This window comes from Legionella anisa (assembly GCF_001467525.1).
Taxonomy (GTDB): domain Bacteria; phylum Pseudomonadota; class Gammaproteobacteria; order Legionellales; family Legionellaceae; genus Legionella; species Legionella anisa.
The window spans coordinates 325,053-346,943 of record NZ_LNXS01000019.1 but is presented as its reverse complement, the minus strand read 5'-3'; the positions used below and the strand labels follow the sequence as shown (position 1 = coordinate 346,943).

The following is a 21,891-nucleotide window of genomic DNA, read 5'->3' as shown; positions in this document are numbered from 1 at the left end:
TTTAAATGTTAAATTTAGGGATTGGCTTTTTGAAGGGAATATGTTTGCTAAACAATATAGTCTAGTGTATACAATACTCGCAGTTCTGTCACTTAATGTTTGTCTTCATTTTTACGATACATAATCACTGTATTACCAATCATTTGTACGAGTTCAGCATGGAGTTGCTCACATAACTCAGCAGCCATAATAAGTCGGTCTTCTCTTTCTGCACCATTTATTTTTACTTTTATTAATTCATGGGCAAGCAATGCGATATCTGTTTCCGCAATAACGGCTTCAGTTAACCCTTTAGCTCCAAGAAGCACAACGGGTTTCAAATGATGCGCTTGCGCTTTAAGAGATTTTTTGAATGAAGTATCCACGTAATATTCCTTAAATATAAACAGACCCTAATGCACTGATTTTGGAGACTGAACGATAAAATGGTAAATTATTGCACGTTTTGCTGGGAAAAGGTAGTAAAATTCAGTATCATAGATCAAATTGATACTCTATATAAATTTATGAAGCGTACTAAAAGCAGCAAACGATGGTTGCAAGAGCACTTTGATGATGTTTATGTAAAAAAAGCACAAGTAGAGGGCTATCGCAGTCGTGCGGTATACAAGTTAAAAGAAGTCGATGAGAAAGAGTCATTGCTCAAACCCGGGATGACCGTGGTTGATCTGGGTGCAGCGCCTGGGGGGTGGACTCAGTATGTTTCTGAACGGTTACAAGGTCGCGGACGTATAATCGCACTGGATATTTTGCCTATGGATGCCTTACCTGATGTGGATTTTGTACTGGGTGATTTCCGGGAAGATGAGGTGTTGCAAAAGCTCATGGACTTAATCCCAGAACACAGCGTCGACTTGATATTATCAGATATGGCCCCAAATATGAGTGGAACCACTGCAATTGATATTCCACGAGCAATGTATTTGGTGGAGTTGGCTTTTGATTTTGCGGAGAAAATGCTAAAACCTGGTGGTTCTATGCTTGTTAAAATTTTTCATGGGTCTGGTTTTGATGAATTAGTAAAGCAGGCGAGATCTTCTTTTGAGAAAGTGGTGATTCGAAAGCCTTTAGCGTCTCGTGCTCGCTCAAAAGAAACCTATTTGCTGGCAAAGGGATACAATTTATAGTAACTTTATGATCTAAGAATTTTGATCATAAAATAATAGCTGCACGTCACTAACGAGGTTAATACTTTGAACGACATGGTTAAGAATTTATTTTTATGGCTGATTATAGCGATCGTGCTTGTTTCAGTTTTCAGTAATTTCGGCCCTCGAAACTCGGTTGCTGAGAAACTTTCTTACAGCCAGTTTTTGAAAGAAGTCGATCAAGGTATGGTTAATTCAGTCACCATCGAGGATGATAAGATCATCAAAGGGATGACTAAAAATAATAAGCGCTTTATTACTTACATGCCCATGCAAGATAATGCTTTGTTAGGCGAATTACTGAAAAGCAAAGTTGATGTAAGCGGTCAAGAAAAACAACAAGAAAGTTTCCTCCTCCATTTGTTTATTAATTGGTTCCCGATGCTGCTTTTAATTGGTGTTTGGGTATTTTTTATGCGGCAGATGCAAGGCGGGGGTGGCCGAGGTGCTATGTCGTTTGGTCGTTCACGAGCACGCTTACTGGGTGAGGATCAAGTTAAGGTAACTTTTGCGGATGTTGCTGGCGTAGATGAGGCTAAAGAGGAAGTTAAGGAATTAGTTGACTTTTTACGCGATCCTACCAAATTCCAAAATCTGGGCGGACGTATTCCTCGTGGCGTATTATTGGTTGGTTCTCCGGGAACAGGTAAAACCCTTTTAGCTCGAGCTGTTGCTGGTGAGGCTAAAGTACCTTTCTTCACAATTTCAGGTTCTGATTTTGTTGAAATGTTTGTTGGTGTGGGCGCATCTCGTGTGCGCGACATGTTTGAGCAAGCAAAAAAACATGCTCCTTGCATTATTTTCATTGATGAAATTGATGCGGTAGGTCGTCATCGTGGGGCTGGTCTTGGCGGAGGTCATGATGAGCGCGAACAAACGTTAAACCAATTACTGGTTGAAATGGACGGTTTTGAAGGAAGTGAGGGCGTTATTGTTGTTGCGGCAACAAACCGTCCAGACGTTTTAGATCCTGCGCTACTGCGTCCCGGCCGTTTCGATCGCCAGGTTGTAGTTCCTTTACCAGATATCCGTGGTCGCGAACAAATATTAAGAGTGCATTTGCAAAAAGTTCCAGTAGAGAACAATGTGGACATTATGGCGATCGCCCGAGGTACTCCAGGGTTTTCTGGTGCGGATCTAGCTAATCTAGTAAACGAAGCCGCTTTATTTGCCGCACGTGCAAATAAACGTAAAGTCAACATGATCGAGTTGGATAAAGCGAAAGATAAAATCATGATGGGCGCTGAACGTCGTTCTATGGTGATGGATGATAATGAGAAAAAATTGACTGCTTATCATGAAGCGGGTCATGCGATTGTTGGTTTATCTGTACCGGAGCACGATCCTGTTTATAAAGTTTCTATTATTCCGCGGGGCCGCGCTCTGGGTGTGACAATGTTTCTACCGGAGCAAGATAGGTACAGCCATAGCAAACGACGTTTGGAAAGCCAATTATCCAGCCTATTCGGTGGCCGCATTGCAGAAGAGCTTATCTTTGGCCCGGAAAGCGTGACCACGGGCGCATCGAATGACATTATGCGTTCTACTGAAATAGCGCGCAAAATGGTTACTAATTGGGGGCTGTCGACTTTGGGCCCACTGACCTTTGGTGAAGAAGAAGAGGAAGTATTCTTAGGCCGCTCAATGAATAAGCATAAAGAAATGTCAGATAGAACGGCACAACAAATTGACGATGAAGTGCGTGCAATTATTGACAGAAACTACCAGCGAGCTAAAGAAATCCTTGTTTCCAATATGGATAAGTTGCATTTAATGGCTGAAAGCTTAATTAAATACGAAACTATAGATTTCAAGCAAATACAAGAGATTATGTCTGGAAAGGAGCCTTCTCCACCTGAGGACTGGGGTTCATCAAAGCCTCTTGATGGCGCTGAAGTGATTAACAACTCATCAGAAAAACCATCAGAGAATGAAGTGAGTGTAAACCCTGCTGAAGAGCACTGAGATTATTAGTGAGAGAAGCAGGTGAATTCAAAGCAATTTTCAGGTTGGCTTGAGCGTCAACGCCAACCTTCCTTAGATAATCCACCAGAAAAGCCATTAATTATGGGCATCTTGAATGTCACTCCGGATTCTTTTTCCGATGGTGGTAAATTTTTATCCTCGGATAGGGCCTATGAACAGGCATTTTACCTAATAAGCCAAGGAGCTGATTTAATCGATATTGGGGGGCAATCTACCAGACCAGGTGCAGAGCATGTCCCACTTGATGTAGAATTGAAACGGGTCATTCCTGTCATTGAACAAATTCGTAGGAGTTCAGATATTTGTATCTCGATTGATACAAATAAACCCGAAGTAATGGACGCTGCTGTGAGTGCTGGGGCCAACATAATTAATGATGTATACGCTCTACGTACCGAAGGGGCGCTCGAAATGGCTGCAAAACTAGCAGTTCCTGTTTGTTTGATGCATATGCAAGGCACGCCACAAAATATGCAACAAAACCCTTATTATCCAGAAGGTGTGCTTACCGAAGTGAAGCGTTTTTTTATAGAGCGTATTACGGAGTGTGAGCGTGTCGGTATTCAAAGGAACAATATAATTTTGGATCCGGGCTTTGGATTTGGGAAGCAAATACAAGATAATTTGCTCTTAGTCAAAAATCTTGATAGCTTTGCAACATTTAAAATACCTCTGCTTTTAGGGGTATCACGCAAAAGCACTATCGGAGCAGTACTTGCTAAAGAGGTGGATGAGCGTTTAATAGGAAGTATAGCGGTCGCAGTTTATGCTGCACTGAAAGGTGCGGGGATCATTAGAACGCATGATGTTGATGAAACAAATCAAGCGTTGCATATGATTACCATGATTAACCAGGCTGACTGAATATCAGTGTATCCGTTCAGGGGGCATGCATGAATCTTGGTGAAAGTATTATTTTCGCGCAAGATGCGTCAAGTACAGCTTTTCGGTGAATAGGGCGTAAACGCTTACATATCAGCTCATAAGGGCTAAAAATTCTTGATAAGAGGTGGTTAAGGATGAGTCAACGTAAATATTTTGGAACGGATGGTATACGCGGACACGTGGGTTTATCAAATATTAACCCTGAATTTGTGTTGAAACTGGGTTGGGCAGTTGGTCGAGTGCTAGCTAATGGTCAACGCAAAAAAGTAGTGATTGGAAAAGATACAAGGGTATCTGGTTATATGTTGGAGTCTGCTCTTGAAGCAGGGCTATCCGCTGCAGGGGTTGACGTTGCTTTGCTTGGACCTATGCCAACACCAGCTATAGCCTATCTAACCCAAACACTAAGAGCAAATGCGGGTATTGTCATTAGTGCATCACATAATCTGTTTGAAGATAACGGAATCAAGTTTTTTTCCTCTGAAGGAGGTAAATTACCTGATAGTGTTGAACTCGCAATTGAAGCTGAACTGGAAATGAAAATGCAAACCGTACCTTCTCAGAATCTAGGGAAGGCAACACGAATTAATGATGCAAGTGGACGGTATATCGAGTTTTGTAAATCCACTATTCCGTCATTAACACGGCTATCCGGGCTAAAAATTGTAGTTGATTGCGCGAATGGCGCGACCTATCATATTGCCCCTAATGTATTTTCTGAGCTCGGAGCCCAAGTTATTTCCATTGGAAATCGTCCTGATGGTTTTAATATTAACGAGGATTGTGGCTCAACCTCTCCCGAATTGCTAAGACAAAAGGTCATGAGTACTGGCGCAGATATTGGTATTGGCCTAGACGGTGATGGCGATCGTGTCATACTCATTGATTCGGATGGTCGTTTAATTGATGGAGATCAAATCCTATATATTATTGCCAAAGATAGGCATCAGCGCGGTGTACTAAACGGTGGGGTAGTTGGTACGCAGATGAGCAATTATGGCCTGGAAATCGCTATTAAGAGTTTAGGTATTCCCTTTGTCCGAACACGTGTAGGTGATCGATATGTTTTAGAAGCCTTGCGGGAAAAAGATTGGAAAATAGGTGGAGAAACTTCGGGGCACATCGTCTGCTTGGATAAAACTACTACAGGTGACGGGATAGTTGCTGCGTTACAAGTATTATCAATTATGGTTAAGCAGGGTAAAACGTTACAGCAATTAATTCAGGGTATTAATCTATTACCACAAAGCTTAGTGAATTTAAAAACTAATTACGCAACCATACTCGCAGAACACACACAAGTAATTGAAGTAGTGAAGGCTTTAGAATCAAGTCTAAATGGAGAAGGACGTGTGTTGCTCAGACCTTCAGGAACTGAACCTTTATTACGCGTTATGGTCGAAGGTTTGGATGAGTCTATAGTGAAACAACACGCGCAAAAGTTATGTGATGATATAAGTCAGATTGAGAGGAATTTAAACATTTAGTGGTGAATCAGATATATCCATTGAGCTATTTGATAAAAAAATCACGATAGGACTACACATCAGCAATTAGTTTGGGTATAGTCCGCAGTTGAAAATGAAGGGGCGTCCTGATGAGACACAAGATAGTTGCTGGCAACTGGAAAATGAATGGGCAGCTGCAGCAGGTCATTCAATTAAGTAATGAACTTAAAGAATTACTTAATCCTACTAGCAATGTGCACGTGATCGTAATGCCACCTGCGATTTATATTCCGCAAGTTAGAGATATTCTTGCTGAGTGTACAATTAATATAGGTGCCCAGAATGTGTATCCAAAGGATTTTGGTGCCTACACTGGTGAGATATCTGCACCTATGTTAAAGGATTTTAACTGTCGCTATATTTTGGTGGGACACTCTGAGAGAAGACATTGTTTTCATGAAGATGAAAATTTTGTAGCGCAAAAATTCCACCATGTGAAAGAACATGGTATGATACCGATTCTTTGTGTCGGTGAAACACTGGCTGAACGTGAAAAGGGTCAAACAGAACAAGTAATTGCTAAGCAGTTGCTTGCGGTAAGCGAACACGATAAAAACTGTTTTCGTGATTGTGTTATCGCTTACGAACCCGTCTGGGCAATAGGTACAGGAAAAACTGCATCACCAGATCAGGCACAAGAAGTACATCAGTTTATTAGAAAGCTGATTGCAGAGATAAATCATAGCGATGCTGAGCGTTTATCACTTCTTTATGGAGGAAGTGTAAGCGAAAACAATGCCAGGGCGTTGTTTGCCATGCCTGATGTAGATGGTGGTTTGGTAGGTGGTGCATCGTTGAACGCGAAACAGTTTGTGGAAATTGTGAAATGTATCAATTGATATTAATGATTCATGTAATTGTTGCTGTAGTCTTAATAGGCTTGGTTCTTATTCAGCATGGTAAAGGTGCTGATATTGGTGCGGCTTTTGGATCTGGAGCTTCGAATACCTTATTTGGAAGCCAGGGGACGGGTGGTTTTTTATTTAAATTAACCGGTGGTTTGGCGCTGACCTTTTTTGTCACCAGTTTATTGTTATCCTATTTGGTGTCCGTTCAATATCAAAAGGCGGATCAGCAAATAATTCCTCAACAAAATAGTGTACCTGCGAATTCAATTCCAGTACCAGTAGATAATGGTAAGAAAAAATAAATAAGATATCTTTCTCTGTACTTGAATATAGAGAAGATTAGACATTAATAAATAATTATTAATAAGGGTCTGTTTACATTTCGCTACTTGAGTCAAAATCAAATAATTTTAGTCAAGATAGTAGAAATGTAAACAGATCCTAAAAAAGAATTGCCGAAGTGGTGGAATTGGTAGACACGCCGTCTTGAGGGGGCGGTGGCGAAAGCCGTGCCGGTTCGAGTCCGGCCTTCGGCACCATTTTAATCCGTACAATAGGTGAAAAAATGCTATCTCAATATTTACCTGTTCTTATTTTCATAATTATCGGATTGGCATTGGGTTTAGCAATGTTAGGGGCAGGTTCTCTTCTTTCAACGCACAATCCTGATAGTGCCAAGAACGCGCCCTACGAATGTGGATTTGGTGCATTTGAGAGTTCCCATATTCCATTTGATGTTCGTTTTTATCTGGTTGCAATATTATTTATTATTTTTGACTTAGAAACTGCATTTTTCTTTCCATGGGCTTTAGTTTTACGCAAAATTGGTTGGTTTGGTTTTGCTGGAATGATGTTATTTTTAGGATTATTGGTGATTGGCTTTATTTATGAATGGAAACGAGGCGCACTAGATTGGGAATAATCTAAGCGTGCGAAGTAGAGCGTGTTTTACAATTCTACTGTCTTGACCGTAAAGCCTCGATTTTCTGTGCTCTGATGCGTCACATACTAACGTATATTTCGCTTCGGTGTTCGAAAATCAAGGCCTTGCAGCTCAATCCAGCGAATGTAAACAGGCACTAAATTCACTTTTGATTGCAACTTCATAAAGAAGAAATCAATCAGAAGTGGGTATTTTTTTATTAATATTTTAACTGCTTAGAGGCTAGCTATGGCGGTTGCAGAATTGCAAAAAAGTGGCTTTGTAACGACTTCAGTCGAAAAACTTCTCGGATGGGCACGTAGTGGTTCTATGTGGCCTATGACTTTTGGATTGGCATGTTGTGCGGTAGAAATGATGCACGTTGGTGCAGCACGCTATGACTTAGACCGGTTTGGAATTATTTTTCGTCCCAGTCCACGGCAATCAGATGTAATGATAGTTGCTGGTACTTTATGCAATAAAATGGCTCCTGCTTTGCGTAAAGTTTACGATCAAATGCCAGAACCACGATGGGTTATTTCCATGGGCTCGTGTGCGAATGGAGGTGGTTATTATCATTACTCTTACTCCGTAGTTCGCGGATGTGATCGTATCGTTCCAGTCGATGTATATGTGCCAGGTTGCCCTCCAACTGCTGAAGCATTGCTGTATGGCATTATTCAATTGCAGAACAAAATCAGGCATAAAAAAATCTTAGAAGCTTAAGCTCATCAAAGGTGCAAAATAGATGACAAAAAATGATTATTTGGTTGAACAACTCAAAACGGAGCTAGCGACTCAAATTAAAGATATTACTGTCGCGTATGATGAGGTTACCCTTGAGTGTGATGCATCAAATTTAAAAGCAATAATGTTGGAGCTGCGCGATCTAGAAGCATTTCGTTTTGATCAGCTCATTGATCTTTGCGCCGTGGATTATTTGCTTTATGGTGAATATGATTGGGAAACCGATTCAGCGACTGAAAGTGGGTTTTCTCGAGGCGTAGAACGTCAAGATACTAAAGTTTATGCCCTGAATAAACCACGGTTTGCTGTAGTATATCATTTACTTTCAACGAAAATGAATCATCGGTTACGTGTCAAGGTATTCGTTGATGAGTCTCATTTAATTGTTCCGTCAATACATCATTTATGGAAAGGCGCCGATTGGTTTGAACGCGAAGCCTATGATTTATATGGTATTTTATTTGAAGGACACCCTGATTTAAGACGTATTTTGACAGATTATGGATTTATTGGACATCCATTTCGTAAAGATTTCCCACTCAGTGGTCATGTTGAAATGCGCTATGACGCAAAATTTGAAAAAGTCATATACGCTCCAGTAGATATTGAACCCAGAGTTTTAGTGCCCAAGGTTATTCGTAAAGATAACCGGTATATTGGTGAGAAAAGGGGCGAATAATGATTGAATTAAAGAATTACACCTTAAACTTTGGTCCACAACATCCTGCCGCACATGGAGTTTTGCGTTTAGTTCTTGAGCTGGAAGGTGAAACCATAGTTCGTGCAGACCCCCATATAGGATTGTTGCATCGTGCTACGGAAAAATTAGCAGAAACAAAACCTTACATTCAATCTATCGGTTATATGGATAGACTCGATTACGTGTCTATGATGTGTAATGAGCATGCTTATGTGCGCGCGATAGAAAAACTTTTAGGCATAGAAGCCCCAATTCGCGCTCAATACATTCGTACCATGTTTGATGAAGTAACTCGTATTTTGAATCATTTGTTATGGTTAGGTGCCATAGCCCTGGATATCGGTGCGATGACTGTATTTTTATATTGCTTCCGTGAGCGCGAAGATCTATTTGATTGCTACGAAGCAGTATCAGGAGCACGAATGCATGCTACCTATTATAGACCAGGCGGTGTCGCCCGAGATTTACCCGATACGATGCCTAAGTATAAAGCATCGAGATGGCATAATGAGCGAGAAGTTGAAAAACTTAATGAGGAGCGAAACGGTACATTGCTTGATTTTCTCTGGGCATTTACTGAACGGTTCACTCGTTGTGTCGATGAATATGAAACCTTATTAACTGATAACAGAATTTGGAAGCAACGTACTGTAGACATTGGTGTTGTTTCACCAGAAGAAGCTTTGCAATGGGGATTTACAGGACCAATGCTGCGTGGTTCTGGTATTGCATGGGACTTACGTAAAAAGCAAAGTTATGCTGCATATGATCGCGTGGATTTCGATATTCCAGTAGGTAAAACGGGAGATTGTTATGACCGCTATTTGGTTCGCGTAGAAGAGCTAAGACAATCAAATCGCATTATTAGACAATGCATCGAGTGGCTCAAAGCGAATCCCGGCCCTGTTCGCATCGATGATCACAAAGTTACACCGCCACGTCGTGTAGAAATGAAAGAAGATATGGAGTCATTAATCCATCACTTTAAATTATTCACTGAAGGTTTTTGTGTCCCGTGTGGGGAAGTATATAGTGCGGTTGAGGCACCAAAAGGTGAATTTGGTATTTATATGGTTTCAGATGGCGCCAATAAACCCTATAGACTGAAAATTCGTGCCCCAGGGTTTGCCCATCTGTCCAGCTACGATGCAATGACTCGAGGACATATGATCGCAGATGGAGTCGCTATTCTAGCGAGTCAGGATATAGTATTTGGTGAAATTGATCGTTAATTTTTGGTATGTCAGGTTTTTATGAAGGTCTGTTGACAATTCGCTAGATTGGGCCAAAATGGCGTGATTTTAGAGCACCGAAATTCAGTATACGTGAAGTATGTGTGTATCGGAGTACATAAAATCGCGCCATGGCCAAGATAGTAGAATTGCCAAAAGTTCCTAAAATGACATTCCAGGAAATTGCAATTAAATTAATAAAGGTTTAGAAATGTCTGATAATTCAGCAAAAATATTACATCAATTGGTGTCAACTCAAAGAATAAAGGACATTGATCATTGGATAGCAAAATATCCAAAAGATCAAAAACAATCAGCCGTAATGAGTGCTTTGCGCATTGTCCAAGAAGAGCATGGTCATCTCACGACGGAATTAATGGATGCTGTAGCTGACTATCTCGAGATGCCTCGAATTGCTGTATATGAGGTGGCTAGTTTTTACACTATGTACGAACACCAACAGGTTGGAAGACATTCGATAAACGTATGTACTAATATCTCCTGTATGCTGCGTGACTCAGCTGCAATTGTTAACTATTTAGAAAAAAAATTGGACATAAAGCTAGGCGAAACCACAGATGATGGACGTTTTACTTTAAGATCTGTTGAGTGTTTAGGTGCCTGCGTTAACGCACCAATGATGCAGGTGGACAAGGATTATCATGAAAATCTGACTCCTGAATCTATAGATAAAGTGTTGGAAGAATACCAATAAAAGATAGAGGTGGTTACCGTGGTTGAATTAAATCAAGTTTGTTATCGAACATTTCATCTACCAGAGCCTTGGACACTATCTGCTTATGAAAGTGTTGGTGGATACAGTGCATGGAGAAAAATTCTAAAAGAGCAAACTTCTCCACAGTTAATTATTGATGAATTAAAAACATCTGCCTTGAGAGGTAGAGGGGGAGCAGGATTCCCAACCGGATTGAAATGGAGTTTTATGAATCGTAATAGTCCGGTACAGAAGTATGTAGTATGTAATTCCGATGAAGGTGAACCAGGTACATGTAAGGACCGTGAAATACTTGCATTAAATCCACATCAGCTTATTGAAGGAATGGCGATTGCCGGATATACCATGGGTTCAACTGTGGGATATAACTACATCCGTGGTGAATTTTGGTTACCTTATGAACGTACAGAAGCTGCGCTGAAGGAAGCTTATGCAGCAGGTTTGCTTGGTAAGAATATTTTAGGTTCCGGTGTTGATTTTGATTTGTATAATCATTTGGGTGCGGGCGCTTACATTTGTGGTGAAGAGACTGCATTGCTTAATTCCCTAGAAGGGAAAAAAGGTCAGCCGAGGTTTAAACCTCCATTTCCTGCTAATTATGGTTTATATGGAAAACCTACAACCATAAATAATACAGAAACTTTTGCTTCTGTTCCGGTCATTATGGAAAAAGGCGGTGAGTGGTTTTTAAAGATTGGCAAGCCCAATAATGGTGGAACTAAATGCTTTAGTGTCAGCGGTCATGTCAATAAGCCTGGAAATTACGAAATTCCTTTAGGAACACCATTTAAAACGCTCCTTGAGTTAGCTGGTGGAGTGATTAAGGGTCGGAAAATCAAGGCAGTGATCCCTGGCGGTTCGTCCATGCGTGTATTACCTGGCGATGTAATGATGGAACTTGATATGGATTATGACAGCATCCAAAAAGCAGGTTCAGGATTAGGTTCTGGCGCGGTAATTATTATGGATGAAACAACCTGTATGGTTGATGCATTATACCGTATTTCTGAATTTTATATGGATGAGTCTTGCGGCCAATGTACTCCATGTCGTGAAGGTACAGGCTGGTTAGTCCGATTATTACATCGTATTAAAGAAGGTCATGGGGAACCTGGGGATGTAGAAAAACTAATCAATGTTGCGAATAATATCGAAGGACGCACTATCTGTGCACTAGGTGAGGCAGCAGCTTGGCCTGTACAAAGTTTTGTTACGCAATTCCGCGATGAATTTGAATATTTCGTTAAGCATAAACGCTCGATCGTCGCAGCATAATTAAAAGGTTTGACCATGACTACTACTATTGAAATCGACGGTAAGACATTTGAAGCAGAAAACGGCAAAATGATTATCGAAGTTGCCGATGAGGCGGGTATTCATATCCCACGTTTTTGTTATCATAAAAAATTATCTGTGGCTGCAAATTGCCGCATGTGTTTAGTTGAAGTAGAAAATGGCCGCAAGCCAGTTCCTGCATGTGCAACTCCAATTACCGATGGGATGAAGGTTTTTACCAAATCGAAAGAAGCGCTGCACTCACAAAAAGTAGTCATGGAATTCCTTCTTATTAACCATCCGCTAGATTGTCCAATTTGCGATCAGGGTGGAGAGTGTGAGCTTCAAGATATATCTATGGGATATGGTGCGGATGAATCACAATATACAGAAACCAAACGTTCGGTAGATGATGATAACTTAGGCGCGCTGATTTCAACTGAAATGACTCGCTGTATCCATTGTACTCGCTGCGTTCGATTCGGTGAGGAAATCGCGGGATTAAGAGAGTTAGGCGCAACTGGCCGTGGCGAACATATGCAAATTGGGACCTATGTTCAACACAGCATGAAATCAGAGGTTTCTGGAAATATTATCGACTTATGCCCTGTTGGTGCGTTAACTTCAAAACCTTTTCGTTTTACAGCGCGAGCTTGGGAACTCACCCAACATGATGGAGTAGCGCCACATGATTGCCTCGGTTCAAATATTTACTTGCATACACGTCGAAATAAGTTAATGCGTATTGTTCCTAAAGAAAATGAGGCAATTAACGAAACGTGGCTCGCTGACCGAGACCGATTTAGTTATTTGGGATTAAATAGCCCGTTAAGAGCCAGTCAACCCCAGATTAAACGTAATGGTCAATGGGAAGTTGTCGATTGGGAAACCGCTCTGAAATTTACTGCAGAAGGACTGGCTCGTGTTATAAAACAAAATGGTGCTGAGCAAGTGGCTGCTTTTTCTTCGAGTTCTGCAACGTTGGAAGAAATGTATTTGTTGCAAAAATTAATGCGTGACATCGGGGTTCATAATCTCGATCACAGATTGCAGCAAGTAGATTTTAAAGATCAAGAACATCAAGCTACGACACCAAAAAATTCATTACCTTATGAAGAAGTCGAATTACAAAATACAATAGTTCTCGTGGGATGCAACATTGATCGAGAAGTACCTCTGGCGGGTGTAAGAGTGCGTAAAGCTGCTCGCAATGGAGCTAAAATTTACGCTATAAATCCAGTAGATTTTGAGTATCGTTTTGATCTTAATGACCGATTCATTATTTCACCTTTAGAAATGCCCATGCAACTTGCCAAGCTTGCTTTAGCACTGGCCGGTGATATAAAGAAATTACCCACAGAAGTGCAAAAATTATTGATAGGTCTTGAATCAGACAAAGCAATTCAACGAGTAGCCAAAGCATTGAAAGAAGAAAACGCATGCTTAATTACTGGCGCCCTTTGCGAAAATCATCCTGAAGCTGCTTTATTGCGTACATTAGTTTTCTACATTGAAAAATTAAGTGGAGCCAAAGTTTTAAGGCTCACTCATGGTGCAAATACAGCAGGTGCTTGGATGGCGGGTATGGTTCCTCATCGAACCACGGCCGGCAAAGCAGACTCTACTCCAGGTATGGATGTACAGGCGGCACTAAATGCTAAACTTAAAGCTTATTTTTTAATGGGAGTAGAACCTGGTTTTGATTTTGCAAATCCATATGGTGCAAGACAGTCAATGCTAGGTGCGGAGTTTGTTGTATTAATGTCAGCTTATAATCATGAATCAATGCATGATTATGCAGATGTTATTTTGCCTATGGCACCCTATGCTGAAACATCAGGGACATACATTAATATTGATAATACCTGGCAAACAGTAAAAGGCGCGTTGCCTCCTCATGGTGAATCTCGACCAGCATGGAAAATATTGAGAGTACTCGGTAACTTAATGCATTGTGACGGCTTTGACTATCTGTCAACCGAAGATATCTTGTCGGAAATTAAAAATAGTGTTGCAATCACAATGGAGCAAGAATATAAACCCTATTATCCTGAGAGCTTGCCTCTAATTAATCAATCCTTAATTCGAGTCGGTGAATGGCCACTCTATCGTAGTGATGCAATTGTTAGAAACGCCAAAGAGCTGCAATTATGCGCTGCCGCTGAATCAGCATGCATACGTATCAATCCTACAACAGCAGATAGATTGAAATTAGACGATATTGCTACTGTATCTCAGGGAGATATTGAGATAACATTGCCGCTTAAACGTGATGAACGCATTGCGGCAGATGTTGTATGGGTAGCAAACGCGATGCCTGAGACAGTTGATTTAGGTCATTCATTTGCTGCAATAACTATTAAGCGCTAGGCAGGTAAGAAAATGCTGCAAGATATTGGCATATTAATTTGGATCATCATTAAAATACTAGTAATCGTAGTACCATTACTATTATGTGTCGCATATTTAATCTACGCAGAGCGTAAGGTTATTGGCTACATACAAGCGCGTATAGGACCCAATCGTGTGGGCGTACGTGGTTTGCTCCAGCCCATTGCGGATTTGATAAAGCTAATTACTAAAGAAATTATTATACCTACACGTTCTAATAAGTATCTTTTTATAGCCGCACCGCTGTTTGCTTTGGTCCCTGCCCTAGCAGGTTGGGCTGTTATTCCTTTTCAGGAAGGAATGGTCTTAGCAAATATTAATGCAGGGGTTCTTTATATTTTTGCAATGAGTTCGCTCGGAGTCTACGGCGTTTTAATTGCTGGATGGGCGTCTAACTCCAAATATGCAATGTTTGGTGCTTTAAGAAGTACTGCACAAACTGTATCTTATGAGATTGCTATGGGTTTTGCTCTAGTGGGGGTATTGCTGGCTGCAGGAAGCATGAATCTCACAGATATTGTTAATTCACAAAAAGGTGGGATTCTACATTGGTGGTTTATTCCGCTGCTTCCACTGTTTTTCGTGTTTTGGATTGCAGGAATCGCTGAAACAAATAGAGCACCTTTCGATTTAGCGGAAGGGGAGTCCGAAATTGTTGCAGGGTTCCATGTGGAGTATTCTGGAATAGGTTTCGCACTATTTTTCTTATCCGAATATGCGAGCATGATCCTTATTTCTGTATTACTCAGCATCCTTTTTTTGGGTGGTTGGATGTCACCATTTGAAGGGATGCCATTTTTAGAGAACATATTTTTTGTTGTACCCGGATTTGTTTGGTTAATCGTAAAAGTGTGCTTTTTCCTGTATGTGTATTTATGGATAAGAGCTACTTTTCCTCGTTATCGTTATGACCAGCTTATGCGTTTAGGCTGGAAGGTACTTATTCCGGTCACCATTGTTTGGATTATTGTAACTGCGTTAATGGTTGTTACACATGTTAAACCTTGGTTTTAATGATTAATAGAGAAGCCGATGAAAAAAGCATATCAATATATTAAATACTACGTACGCAGTTTTCTTTTGATAGAATTATTGCAGGGTTTAAAGCTAACTGGTAAATACTTTTTCAAGAAAAAAATAACGGTACAATTTCCAGAAGAGCAAACCCCAATTTCTCCCCGTTTTAGAGGAGCACTTGCTTTACGTCGTTATCCCAATGGCGAAGAACGTTGCATTGCGTGCAAATTATGTGAAGCAGTTTGCCCAGCACTCGCAATAACCATAGAGTCAGAACAACGTGAAGACGGATCGCGTCGTACAACGAGATATGATATTGATGTATTTAAATGCATTAATTGCGGTTTATGTGAAGAGTCTTGCCCTGTAGATTCCATAGTTGTCACGCCAATACATCACTACCATGTCAGCGAGCGTGGTCAAAATATTATGACTAAAGAGAAGCTCCTTGCGCTTGGTGATTTGCTAGAGCCGAAACTTGCAGCAGATAGAGCTGCTGATGAAAAATACCGATAACGGGGTAACGTATGCATGAATTACTAATTGAAATTATTTTTTATGTTTTTGCGGCTATAGCAGTAGGTGCTGCGTTTATGGTAATTATTCAAGACAACCCTGTTCGCAGCGTTTTATTTCTTGTGGTTACCTTTTTTGCGAGTGCGGCATTATGGATACTTGCCCAAGCAGAATTTCTGGCACTGATTTTAGTATTGGTGTACGTAGGTGCCGTGATGACACTGTTCCTGTTTGTTGTGATGATGCTTAATATTGATGTTGAAATAGTTAAGAGTCATTACCGACGTTACTTACCTTTTGGCTTAATTCTGGTCGCTTTATTAACAGGGCTTCTAATGGTGTCTATTCCTGCAAGCACATTTAAGGCTCATGTTGAAACAAGAAACAACGAAACCATGAGTACGCAATTACTTAATGCAGACCAAAACAATCCTGAAGCACAGCCCGTATCAAATACTGAAGCCTTGGGCATGGTCCTGTATACAGATTATTTCCTGGCTTTTGAAATTGCGGCTGCGTTGTTGCTAATTGCAATTATTTCTGCAATTACCCTGGTACATAGAGGCCCAAGAAAATCGAAAAGGCAGGATGTGAAACAACAAATTATGACACGCAGAAATGAGCGGGTTGAACTAATTAGTATGAAAGCAGAGAAATAAGGTTGGGGAATTCTATATGATACCTGTTAATAATTATTTGATTCTGGGCGCGATTTTATTCGGTTTTGGTCTTATCGGCATAATGATGAATCGTAGAAACATCATTTTATTGCTAGTATGTATCGAATTGATGTTACTTGCTGTAAATACTAACTTCGTAGCGTTCTCCCATTATTATAACGAAATTGGTGGTCAAGTTTTTGTCTTTTTTATTTTAACAGTTGCTGCTGCAGAAGCAGCAATAGGATTAGCCATAGTGATGTTGCTTTTTAGAAATAGAGGCAACATTGACGTTGACAAGATGAATCATTTAAAAGGTTAACATTGTGAGTATCCAACAACTTTGTCTAATAATTGTTTTAGCTCCCTTGGCAGGTTCCATAATTGCCGGTTTTTTCCGTAATCAAATCGGAAGAGTTGGAGCTCATACAGCTACCATTTTGGGTGTTACAATTTCTTTTGTAGCATCGCTGTTTATTACTTGGCAACTGTTCTCAGGAGCCATTTCAACTGAAAGCACGGTGCTTTATCATTGGGCTAACGGTGGTTTAATACTTCCGTTTGAGTTCAATATAGGATTTTTGATCGACCCTCTTAGCGTCGTTATGCTGGTGACTGTAAATTTCGTTTCTTTGCTGGTACATATTTACAGTATTGGATATATGGCAGATGACGATGGTTATCAACGCTTTTTTAGCTATATTTCCTTATTTACTTTCATGATGCTGATGTTAGTGAGTGCAAACAATTTTCTGCAATTGTTCTTTGGCTGGGAAGGTGTAGGGTTAGTTTCTTATTTGCTTATCGGATTCTGGTACCAAAAAGAATCAGCGATTGAAGGGAGCCTTAAAGCGTTTATCGTGAACCGAGTGGGCGATTTTGGTTTTCTATTAGGTATTGCTCTGATTTTTGCATATACCGGAAGTATCGATTATGAAACGGTCTTCAAAAGCGTAAGCTACCTAGCAAGTCAAAATATTGAATTATTTCAAGGGCATCCCTGGTCTTTAGTTACAGTGACTTGTTTGGCTTTATATGTTGGTGCTATGGGTAAATCAGCGCAAGTTCCACTGCATGTATGGTTACCTGAGTCGATGGAAGGTCCGACACCTATTTCCGCACTGATTCATGCTGCAACCATGGTTACCGCTGGGGTATTTATGATTGCACGTATTTCACCTCTAATTGAATTTTCCACCACGGCATTAAGTGTGGTTCTAGTTATTGGTGCAACCGGAGCACTCTTTACAGGTATTTTAGCGCTGGTAATGAATGATATTAAACGTGTTGTGGCCTATTCAACATTATCGCAACTTGGTTATATGATGGTTGGAATGGGCGCTTCTGCTTATAGTGCAGGAATGTTTCATCTGCTTACACATGCATGTTTTAAAGCACTCTTATTCCTTGGTGCTGGTTCAGTAATTATTGGAATGCATCATGAACAAGATATGCGTAAAATGGGTGGTTTATGGAATAAAATGCCAATTACGTATGTGACGTTCATAATTGGTTCTCTGGCTCTTTGTGCGGTTCCTCCATTTGCGGGATTTTATTCGAAAGATACTATTATCGAAGCGGCGCAGCTATCACAAATCCCAGGCAGTAGTTATGCCTATTTTTGTGTAGTTATTGGTGCAGGCGTTACTGCACTGTATACCTTTAGATCATTATTTATGACGTTTCATGGTAAGCCACGTATGGATGAACATACCTTAAGTCATGTTCATGAGTCCCCATGGGTCGTATGGCTACCCCTTGTTTTACTTGCTATTCCTTCAATTATGCTGGGTTATGTATTGTATATGCCAATGCTTTTTGATAACCCAACTATTTTAGGCTCCTCTTTGTTTGTTCTTCCTCAACATAATGTTTTGGCGGAACTCGCGCATGAAGTGACTTCTCCGTTTGAAAGTATGTTGCATTCAGTATTTTCACTTACTTTTTGGATTACTATAGCGGGGATTTTTATTGCTTGGCTTTGTTATATCGCTGTTCCTTCGATTCCAGGCCATTTGGCACGTTATTTTTCACTCATTTACAAAATACTGATTAATAAATATGGATTTGATGCGTTTAATAATTTAGTTTTTGTAAAAGGTTCTAAGGGCATAGGAACTGTTTTTTACAGTGTGGGTGATCAAAAGCTGATTGATGGTATGGTTGTTAATGGCAGCAGTCGACTTATTAGATGGTTTTCGGCTAAAGGTCGTGCGATACAGAGCGGTTATCTGTATCATTATGCAGCAGTAATGGTTTTTGGATTGCTTGGATTTTTATGCTGGTTGATACTCGGCTGAATATAGGGTGAAGGTATGCATTATTTGCTCAATTTACTAATTTGGTTGCCAGTAATAGGCGGTGTTTTTGTTCTTCTCGCTGGAGATGATCGAAGCCCGAATATTTCACGTTATTTGGCTTTATTTACCATAATACTTTGTTTGCTACTTTGTATTCCGCTTGTTGCAGGTTTTGATCCTAAAGTATTAGGAATGCAATATTTGGAGGAGTTTCAATGGATGCCCGCTTTAGGAATTAGCTATAGCCTGGGTATCGATGGGATGTCTTTACTTTTGATTGTTCTTACGGTCTTTACGAATTTGGTTGTGATACTGGCAACCTGGGAGAGTATAACCAACAGAGTTTCTCAATACTTGGCCGCATTTTTAATTATGCAGGGATTATTGGTTGGTGTTTTCTCCGCATTGGATGCAATCGTATTTTATGTATTCTGGGAAGCTACGCTTATCCCAATGTACCTAATCATTGGTATTTGGGGGTCTGATAATCGCGTCTATGCTGCAATTAAATTTTTCTTATATACTTTTTTAGGTTCAGTGCTCATGCTGGCTAGCTTTTTATACATGGGCTATATAGCAGGCACATTTAATATAGAAGCATTTTATGCCATTAAGCTGGGAATGACTGCGCAAACATTGATTTTTATTGCATTTTTCCTCGGTTTTGCAATCAAGATACCCATGTTTCCAGTACATACCTGGTTGCCTGATGCGCATACTGAAGCTCCAGCAGGCGGCTCAATAGTATTAGCAGCAATTTTATTAAAGCTCGGTGCTTATGGATTTATCCGTTTCTCTTTGCCCATTGTCCCAGATGCCTGTAGCCGTTATGCGGGTATAATGATCGCCTTGTCTTTAATTGCAGTCGTTTATATTGCACTGGTTGCAATCATCCAAAAAGATATGAAACGTTTAATTGCATATTCTTCAATTTCACATATGGGATTTGTGACATTGGGTTCCTTTGCCATTTTTGAAATTGCCAAACAAACAGGATTGAGTGCCGCTGGCCTAATATTGGAAGGTGCAATTGTAGTCATGATTTCTCATGCCTTTGTCTCAAGTGCTCTTTTTGCTGGTGTAGGCTATATCTATGATCGCATGCATACTCGTCGCCTAGCTGATTTTGGTGGGATAGTAAATACTATGCCAGTCTTTGCATCGTTCTTTATGCTTTTCTGTATGGCGAATGCAGGGTTACCAGGTACTTCTGGGTTTGTTGGTGAATTTATGGTGATTCTAGGCTCACTTAAAGCAGGGTTCTGGGTCACATTTTGGGCCGCCACCACGCTCATTACCGCAGCAGGATACAATCTTTGGATGTACAAACGCGTTATTTTTGGTCCTGTAGCAAATGAAAAGGTTGCAGCCTTAAAAGATCTTTCGGGCTATGAGTTAAGTGCTTATATTCTACTTGCTTTGATGGTTATCGCTATGGGCGTTTATCCTAAGCCAATGTTGGAGTACATACATCAAACAGTAAGTCATACTCTGGCATTAGCAAGTCAATCAAAATTGTAATCAAGGTTAATCAATATGACAGCATTACTTGAAAATATCCACGTAGCCCTTCCGGAAATAATCCTGTTAACCGCAGCGTGCGTTGCGTTGCTTGCTGATTTATTTTTGCGGGATCGGTGTAAATCAATTGCCTATTTTATATCATGTATCGGTTTGGTTTTAGCTGCTGTTGTTACTTTCTTATATATTGGTACGTTTAAGGTCATTACGCTTAATGGGCTATTTATCAGCGATGACGTTGCAAATCTCATGAAGTTTTTTATATATCTTTCGGTATTGTTGAGCTTTATTTATTCAAAAGATTATGTCGATGAACGTCAAATGCCTTCTGGTGATTACTATATTTTGGGAATGTTTTCTACCTTAGGAATGATGTTGCTGGTTTCAGCGCATTCGTTACTCACTATTTTTCTAGGTTTGGAATTATTGTCATTGCCTTTATATGCCATGACTGCCATTCGTAGAACAGATGGTGATGCCTCTGAAGCAGCAATGAAGTACTTTGTAATGGGTTCAATTGCATCTGCGATGCTCTTATACGGTATTTCTCTAATTTATGGCGCAACAGGCAAACTGGACTTACTTGAAGTTGCAAATGCAATTGCTGCGAATTGGCAACAACAAAACACATTACTTACTTTTGCCCTGGTCTTTATCCTATCTGGGGTTGCATTTAAGTTGGCAGCAGTTCCATTCCATATGTGGGCGCCCGATGTGTATCAAGGAGCGCCAAGCTCCGTTACTTTATTTCTTAGTGCTGCACCAAAGATTGCCGCATTAGGGATGGCATTTAGATTGCTGACCATCGGTTTGGTGGATATTAGTGCGCAGTGGCAACAAATTTTGCTGGTAATTACCTTGCTTTCAACAGGCTTGGGTAATTTATTTGCCGTGGTACAAACCAGTATTAAGCGCTTACTTGCTTATTCAGCAATATCACATATTGGATATGCTTTGTTTGGTATTTTAGCTGCCACCAGCGCGGGTTATTCAGCAGCGCTCTACTATATTTTAGTTTATGGGATAACTTCTGCAGCTGCATTTGGGCTAATTGTCTTAATGTCTACACGAGGAATGGAAATTGACAATATCGAGGATTTAAAAGGACTTAACAAGAGAAACCCTTGGCTCGCATTTTTGATGTTAATTATTATGTTTTCACTTGCAGGTGTTCCGCCCACTGTTGGTTTCTTTACTAAATTACTTGTACTCAAAGCTTTAGTTGATGCTCAAATGACGTGGGTTGCTGTGCTTGGTTTACTCTTTACAGTAATTGGTGCTTATTACTATTTAAGAGTCGTTAAAATAATGTATTTCGATAAACCCGTACAGGTTGATCCAGTAATTATGAATAAAGGAAATGTTGTAGTACTTTCCCTTAATTGTTTATCGCTACTTTATTTGGGCATTTTTCCTAGCGCCTTAATTGTGGCGTGTATTAACGCTTTTGGTAGCTAAAAATAAAGTAATTCTGCTTTTTAACCATACAGAATACATATT

At 40.3% G+C, this 21,891-nt stretch carries 21 protein-coding genes and 1 tRNA gene; 21 read left to right on the top strand and 1 reads right to left on the bottom strand.

Annotated elements, in window-relative coordinates:
• Positions 1-92 precede the first annotated feature (92 nt).
• The gene (gene yhbY / locus Lani_RS05850) at positions 93-365 is read right to left on the bottom strand and encodes a ribosome assembly RNA-binding protein YhbY (protein WP_019232902.1); all 273 of its coding nucleotides are present in this window, start codon (positions 363-365) and stop codon (positions 93-95) included.
• 141 nt (positions 366-506) lie between these two features.
• Here yhbY and rlmE point away from each other — a divergent pair, with 141 nt between their 5' ends.
• The 21 genes from rlmE to nuoN all read left to right on the top strand — a co-directional run bounded on the left by rlmE (position 507) and on the right by nuoN (position 21,849).
• A complete protein-coding gene (gene rlmE / locus Lani_RS05845) occupies positions 507-1,127 on the top strand; it encodes a 23S rRNA (uridine(2552)-2'-O)-methyltransferase RlmE (RefSeq protein ID WP_040522191.1) in 621 nt (206 codons plus the stop codon).
• 75 nt (positions 1,128-1,202) lie between these two features.
• Positions 1,203-3,113 carry an ATP-dependent zinc metalloprotease FtsH gene (ftsH, locus tag Lani_RS05840; protein ID WP_019232904.1) on the top strand — a complete coding sequence of 637 codons (1,911 nt, stop codon included), beginning with the start codon at positions 1,203-1,205 and terminating at the stop codon, positions 3,111-3,113.
• Positions 3,114-3,134: 21 nt separating this feature from the next.
• The gene (gene folP / locus Lani_RS05835; RefSeq protein ID WP_019232905.1) at positions 3,135-3,998 is read left to right on the top strand and encodes a dihydropteroate synthase; all 864 of its coding nucleotides are present in this window, start codon (positions 3,135-3,137) and stop codon (positions 3,996-3,998) included.
• 155 nt (positions 3,999-4,153) lie between these two features.
• Positions 4,154-5,506 carry a phosphoglucosamine mutase gene (gene glmM / locus Lani_RS05830; protein WP_019232906.1) on the top strand — a complete coding sequence of 451 codons (1,353 nt, stop codon included), beginning with the start codon at positions 4,154-4,156 and terminating at the stop codon, positions 5,504-5,506.
• A 110-nt stretch (positions 5,507-5,616) separates the two neighbouring features.
• A complete protein-coding gene (gene tpiA, locus Lani_RS05825; RefSeq protein ID WP_019232907.1) occupies positions 5,617-6,366 on the top strand; it encodes a triose-phosphate isomerase in 750 nt (249 codons plus the stop codon).
• Complete coding sequence (gene secG / locus Lani_RS05820; RefSeq protein WP_019232908.1) at positions 6,354-6,677, top strand: preprotein translocase subunit SecG; 324 nt, start codon at positions 6,354-6,356, stop codon at positions 6,675-6,677. Before tpiA ends, secG begins: the two co-directional genes overlap by 13 nt.
• 152 nt (positions 6,678-6,829) lie before the next feature.
• Positions 6,830-6,914 (top strand) — tRNA-Leu (locus tag Lani_RS05815).
• A gap of 26 nt (positions 6,915-6,940) precedes the next feature.
• A complete protein-coding gene (locus Lani_RS05810; protein WP_019232909.1) occupies positions 6,941-7,297 on the top strand; it encodes an NADH-quinone oxidoreductase subunit A in 357 nt (118 codons plus the stop codon).
• Positions 7,298-7,546: 249 nt separating this feature from the next.
• Positions 7,547-8,023, top strand: coding sequence for a NuoB/complex I 20 kDa subunit family protein (locus tag Lani_RS05805; protein ID WP_019232910.1), 477 nt, complete (start codon positions 7,547-7,549; stop codon positions 8,021-8,023).
• A 22-nt stretch (positions 8,024-8,045) separates the two neighbouring features.
• Positions 8,046-8,723: an NADH-quinone oxidoreductase subunit C gene (locus Lani_RS05800; protein WP_019232911.1), complete on the top strand. Its 678-nt coding sequence runs from the start codon at positions 8,046-8,048 to the stop codon at positions 8,721-8,723.
• Positions 8,723-9,976 carry an NADH-quinone oxidoreductase subunit D gene (locus tag Lani_RS05795; protein WP_019232912.1) on the top strand — a complete coding sequence of 418 codons (1,254 nt, stop codon included), beginning with the start codon at positions 8,723-8,725 and terminating at the stop codon, positions 9,974-9,976. Before Lani_RS05800 ends, Lani_RS05795 begins: the two co-directional genes overlap by 1 nt.
• A gap of 211 nt (positions 9,977-10,187) precedes the next feature.
• Positions 10,188-10,691, top strand: coding sequence for an NADH-quinone oxidoreductase subunit NuoE (gene nuoE / locus Lani_RS05790; protein WP_019232913.1), 504 nt, complete (start codon positions 10,188-10,190; stop codon positions 10,689-10,691).
• An 18-nt stretch (positions 10,692-10,709) separates the two neighbouring features.
• Positions 10,710-11,987 (top strand): NADH-quinone oxidoreductase subunit NuoF, encoded by a 1,278-nt coding sequence (nuoF, locus tag Lani_RS05785; RefSeq protein WP_019232914.1) that lies wholly within the window; start codon positions 10,710-10,712, stop codon positions 11,985-11,987.
• A gap of 15 nt (positions 11,988-12,002) precedes the next feature.
• Positions 12,003-14,357, top strand: a complete 2,355-nt coding sequence (nuoG, locus tag Lani_RS05780; RefSeq protein ID WP_019232915.1) for an NADH-quinone oxidoreductase subunit NuoG — start codon at positions 12,003-12,005, stop codon at positions 14,355-14,357.
• A gap of 12 nt (positions 14,358-14,369) precedes the next feature.
• Positions 14,370-15,392 (top strand): NADH-quinone oxidoreductase subunit NuoH, encoded by a 1,023-nt coding sequence (gene nuoH / locus Lani_RS05775; protein WP_019232916.1) that lies wholly within the window; start codon positions 14,370-14,372, stop codon positions 15,390-15,392.
• An 18-nt stretch (positions 15,393-15,410) separates the two neighbouring features.
• Complete coding sequence (gene nuoI / locus Lani_RS05770) at positions 15,411-15,911, top strand: NADH-quinone oxidoreductase subunit NuoI (RefSeq protein WP_058388457.1); 501 nt, start codon at positions 15,411-15,413, stop codon at positions 15,909-15,911.
• An 11-nt stretch (positions 15,912-15,922) separates the two neighbouring features.
• Positions 15,923-16,570 carry an NADH-quinone oxidoreductase subunit J gene (locus Lani_RS05765; RefSeq protein ID WP_019232918.1) on the top strand — a complete coding sequence of 216 codons (648 nt, stop codon included), beginning with the start codon at positions 15,923-15,925 and terminating at the stop codon, positions 16,568-16,570.
• Between the two features lie 16 nt (positions 16,571-16,586).
• On the top strand, positions 16,587-16,892 hold the full coding sequence (nuoK, locus tag Lani_RS05760; protein ID WP_019232919.1) for an NADH-quinone oxidoreductase subunit NuoK: 306 nt from the start codon (positions 16,587-16,589) through the stop codon (positions 16,890-16,892).
• Positions 16,893-16,896: 4 nt separating this feature from the next.
• Complete coding sequence (gene nuoL / locus Lani_RS05755; protein ID WP_019232920.1) at positions 16,897-18,870, top strand: NADH-quinone oxidoreductase subunit L; 1,974 nt, start codon at positions 16,897-16,899, stop codon at positions 18,868-18,870.
• Between the two features lie 15 nt (positions 18,871-18,885).
• Entirely contained in the window at positions 18,886-20,391 is a 1,506-nt protein-coding gene (locus Lani_RS05750) for a complex I subunit 4 family protein (RefSeq protein WP_019232921.1), read from the top strand.
• Positions 20,392-20,406: 15 nt separating this feature from the next.
• Positions 20,407-21,849, top strand: a complete 1,443-nt coding sequence (nuoN, locus tag Lani_RS05745) for an NADH-quinone oxidoreductase subunit NuoN (RefSeq protein WP_019232922.1) — start codon at positions 20,407-20,409, stop codon at positions 21,847-21,849.
• The last annotated feature ends 42 nt before the right edge of the window (positions 21,850-21,891 follow it).

What these genes read in the sequence shown, in the direction of transcription:
- rlmE (WP_040522191.1), top strand. Translation starts at nt 507, where the DNA reads ATGAAGCGTACTAAAAGCAGCAAACGATGGTTGCAAGAGCACTTTGAT.
- ftsH (WP_019232904.1), top strand. Translation starts at nt 1,203, where the DNA reads ATGGTTAAGAATTTATTTTTATGGCTGATTATAGCGATCGTGCTTGTT.
- glmM (WP_019232906.1), top strand. Translation starts at nt 4,154, where the DNA reads ATGAGTCAACGTAAATATTTTGGAACGGATGGTATACGCGGACACGTG.
- tpiA (WP_019232907.1), top strand. Translation starts at nt 5,617, where the DNA reads ATGAGACACAAGATAGTTGCTGGCAACTGGAAAATGAATGGGCAGCTG.
- secG (WP_019232908.1), top strand. Translation starts at nt 6,354, where the DNA reads ATGTATCAATTGATATTAATGATTCATGTAATTGTTGCTGTAGTCTTA.
- Lani_RS05810 (WP_019232909.1), top strand. Translation starts at nt 6,941, where the DNA reads ATGCTATCTCAATATTTACCTGTTCTTATTTTCATAATTATCGGATTG.
- Lani_RS05805 (WP_019232910.1), top strand. Translation starts at nt 7,547, where the DNA reads ATGGCGGTTGCAGAATTGCAAAAAAGTGGCTTTGTAACGACTTCAGTC.
- Lani_RS05800 (WP_019232911.1), top strand. Translation starts at nt 8,046, where the DNA reads ATGACAAAAAATGATTATTTGGTTGAACAACTCAAAACGGAGCTAGCG.
- Lani_RS05795 (WP_019232912.1), top strand. Translation starts at nt 8,723, where the DNA reads ATGATTGAATTAAAGAATTACACCTTAAACTTTGGTCCACAACATCCT.
- nuoE (WP_019232913.1), top strand. Translation starts at nt 10,188, where the DNA reads ATGTCTGATAATTCAGCAAAAATATTACATCAATTGGTGTCAACTCAA.
- nuoG (WP_019232915.1), top strand. Translation starts at nt 12,003, where the DNA reads ATGACTACTACTATTGAAATCGACGGTAAGACATTTGAAGCAGAAAAC.
- nuoH (WP_019232916.1), top strand. Translation starts at nt 14,370, where the DNA reads ATGCTGCAAGATATTGGCATATTAATTTGGATCATCATTAAAATACTA.
- nuoI (WP_058388457.1), top strand. Translation starts at nt 15,411, where the DNA reads ATGAAAAAAGCATATCAATATATTAAATACTACGTACGCAGTTTTCTT.
- Lani_RS05765 (WP_019232918.1), top strand. Translation starts at nt 15,923, where the DNA reads ATGCATGAATTACTAATTGAAATTATTTTTTATGTTTTTGCGGCTATA.
- nuoK (WP_019232919.1), top strand. Translation starts at nt 16,587, where the DNA reads ATGATACCTGTTAATAATTATTTGATTCTGGGCGCGATTTTATTCGGT.
- Lani_RS05750 (WP_019232921.1), top strand. Translation starts at nt 18,886, where the DNA reads ATGCATTATTTGCTCAATTTACTAATTTGGTTGCCAGTAATAGGCGGT.
- nuoN (WP_019232922.1), top strand. Translation starts at nt 20,407, where the DNA reads ATGACAGCATTACTTGAAAATATCCACGTAGCCCTTCCGGAAATAATC.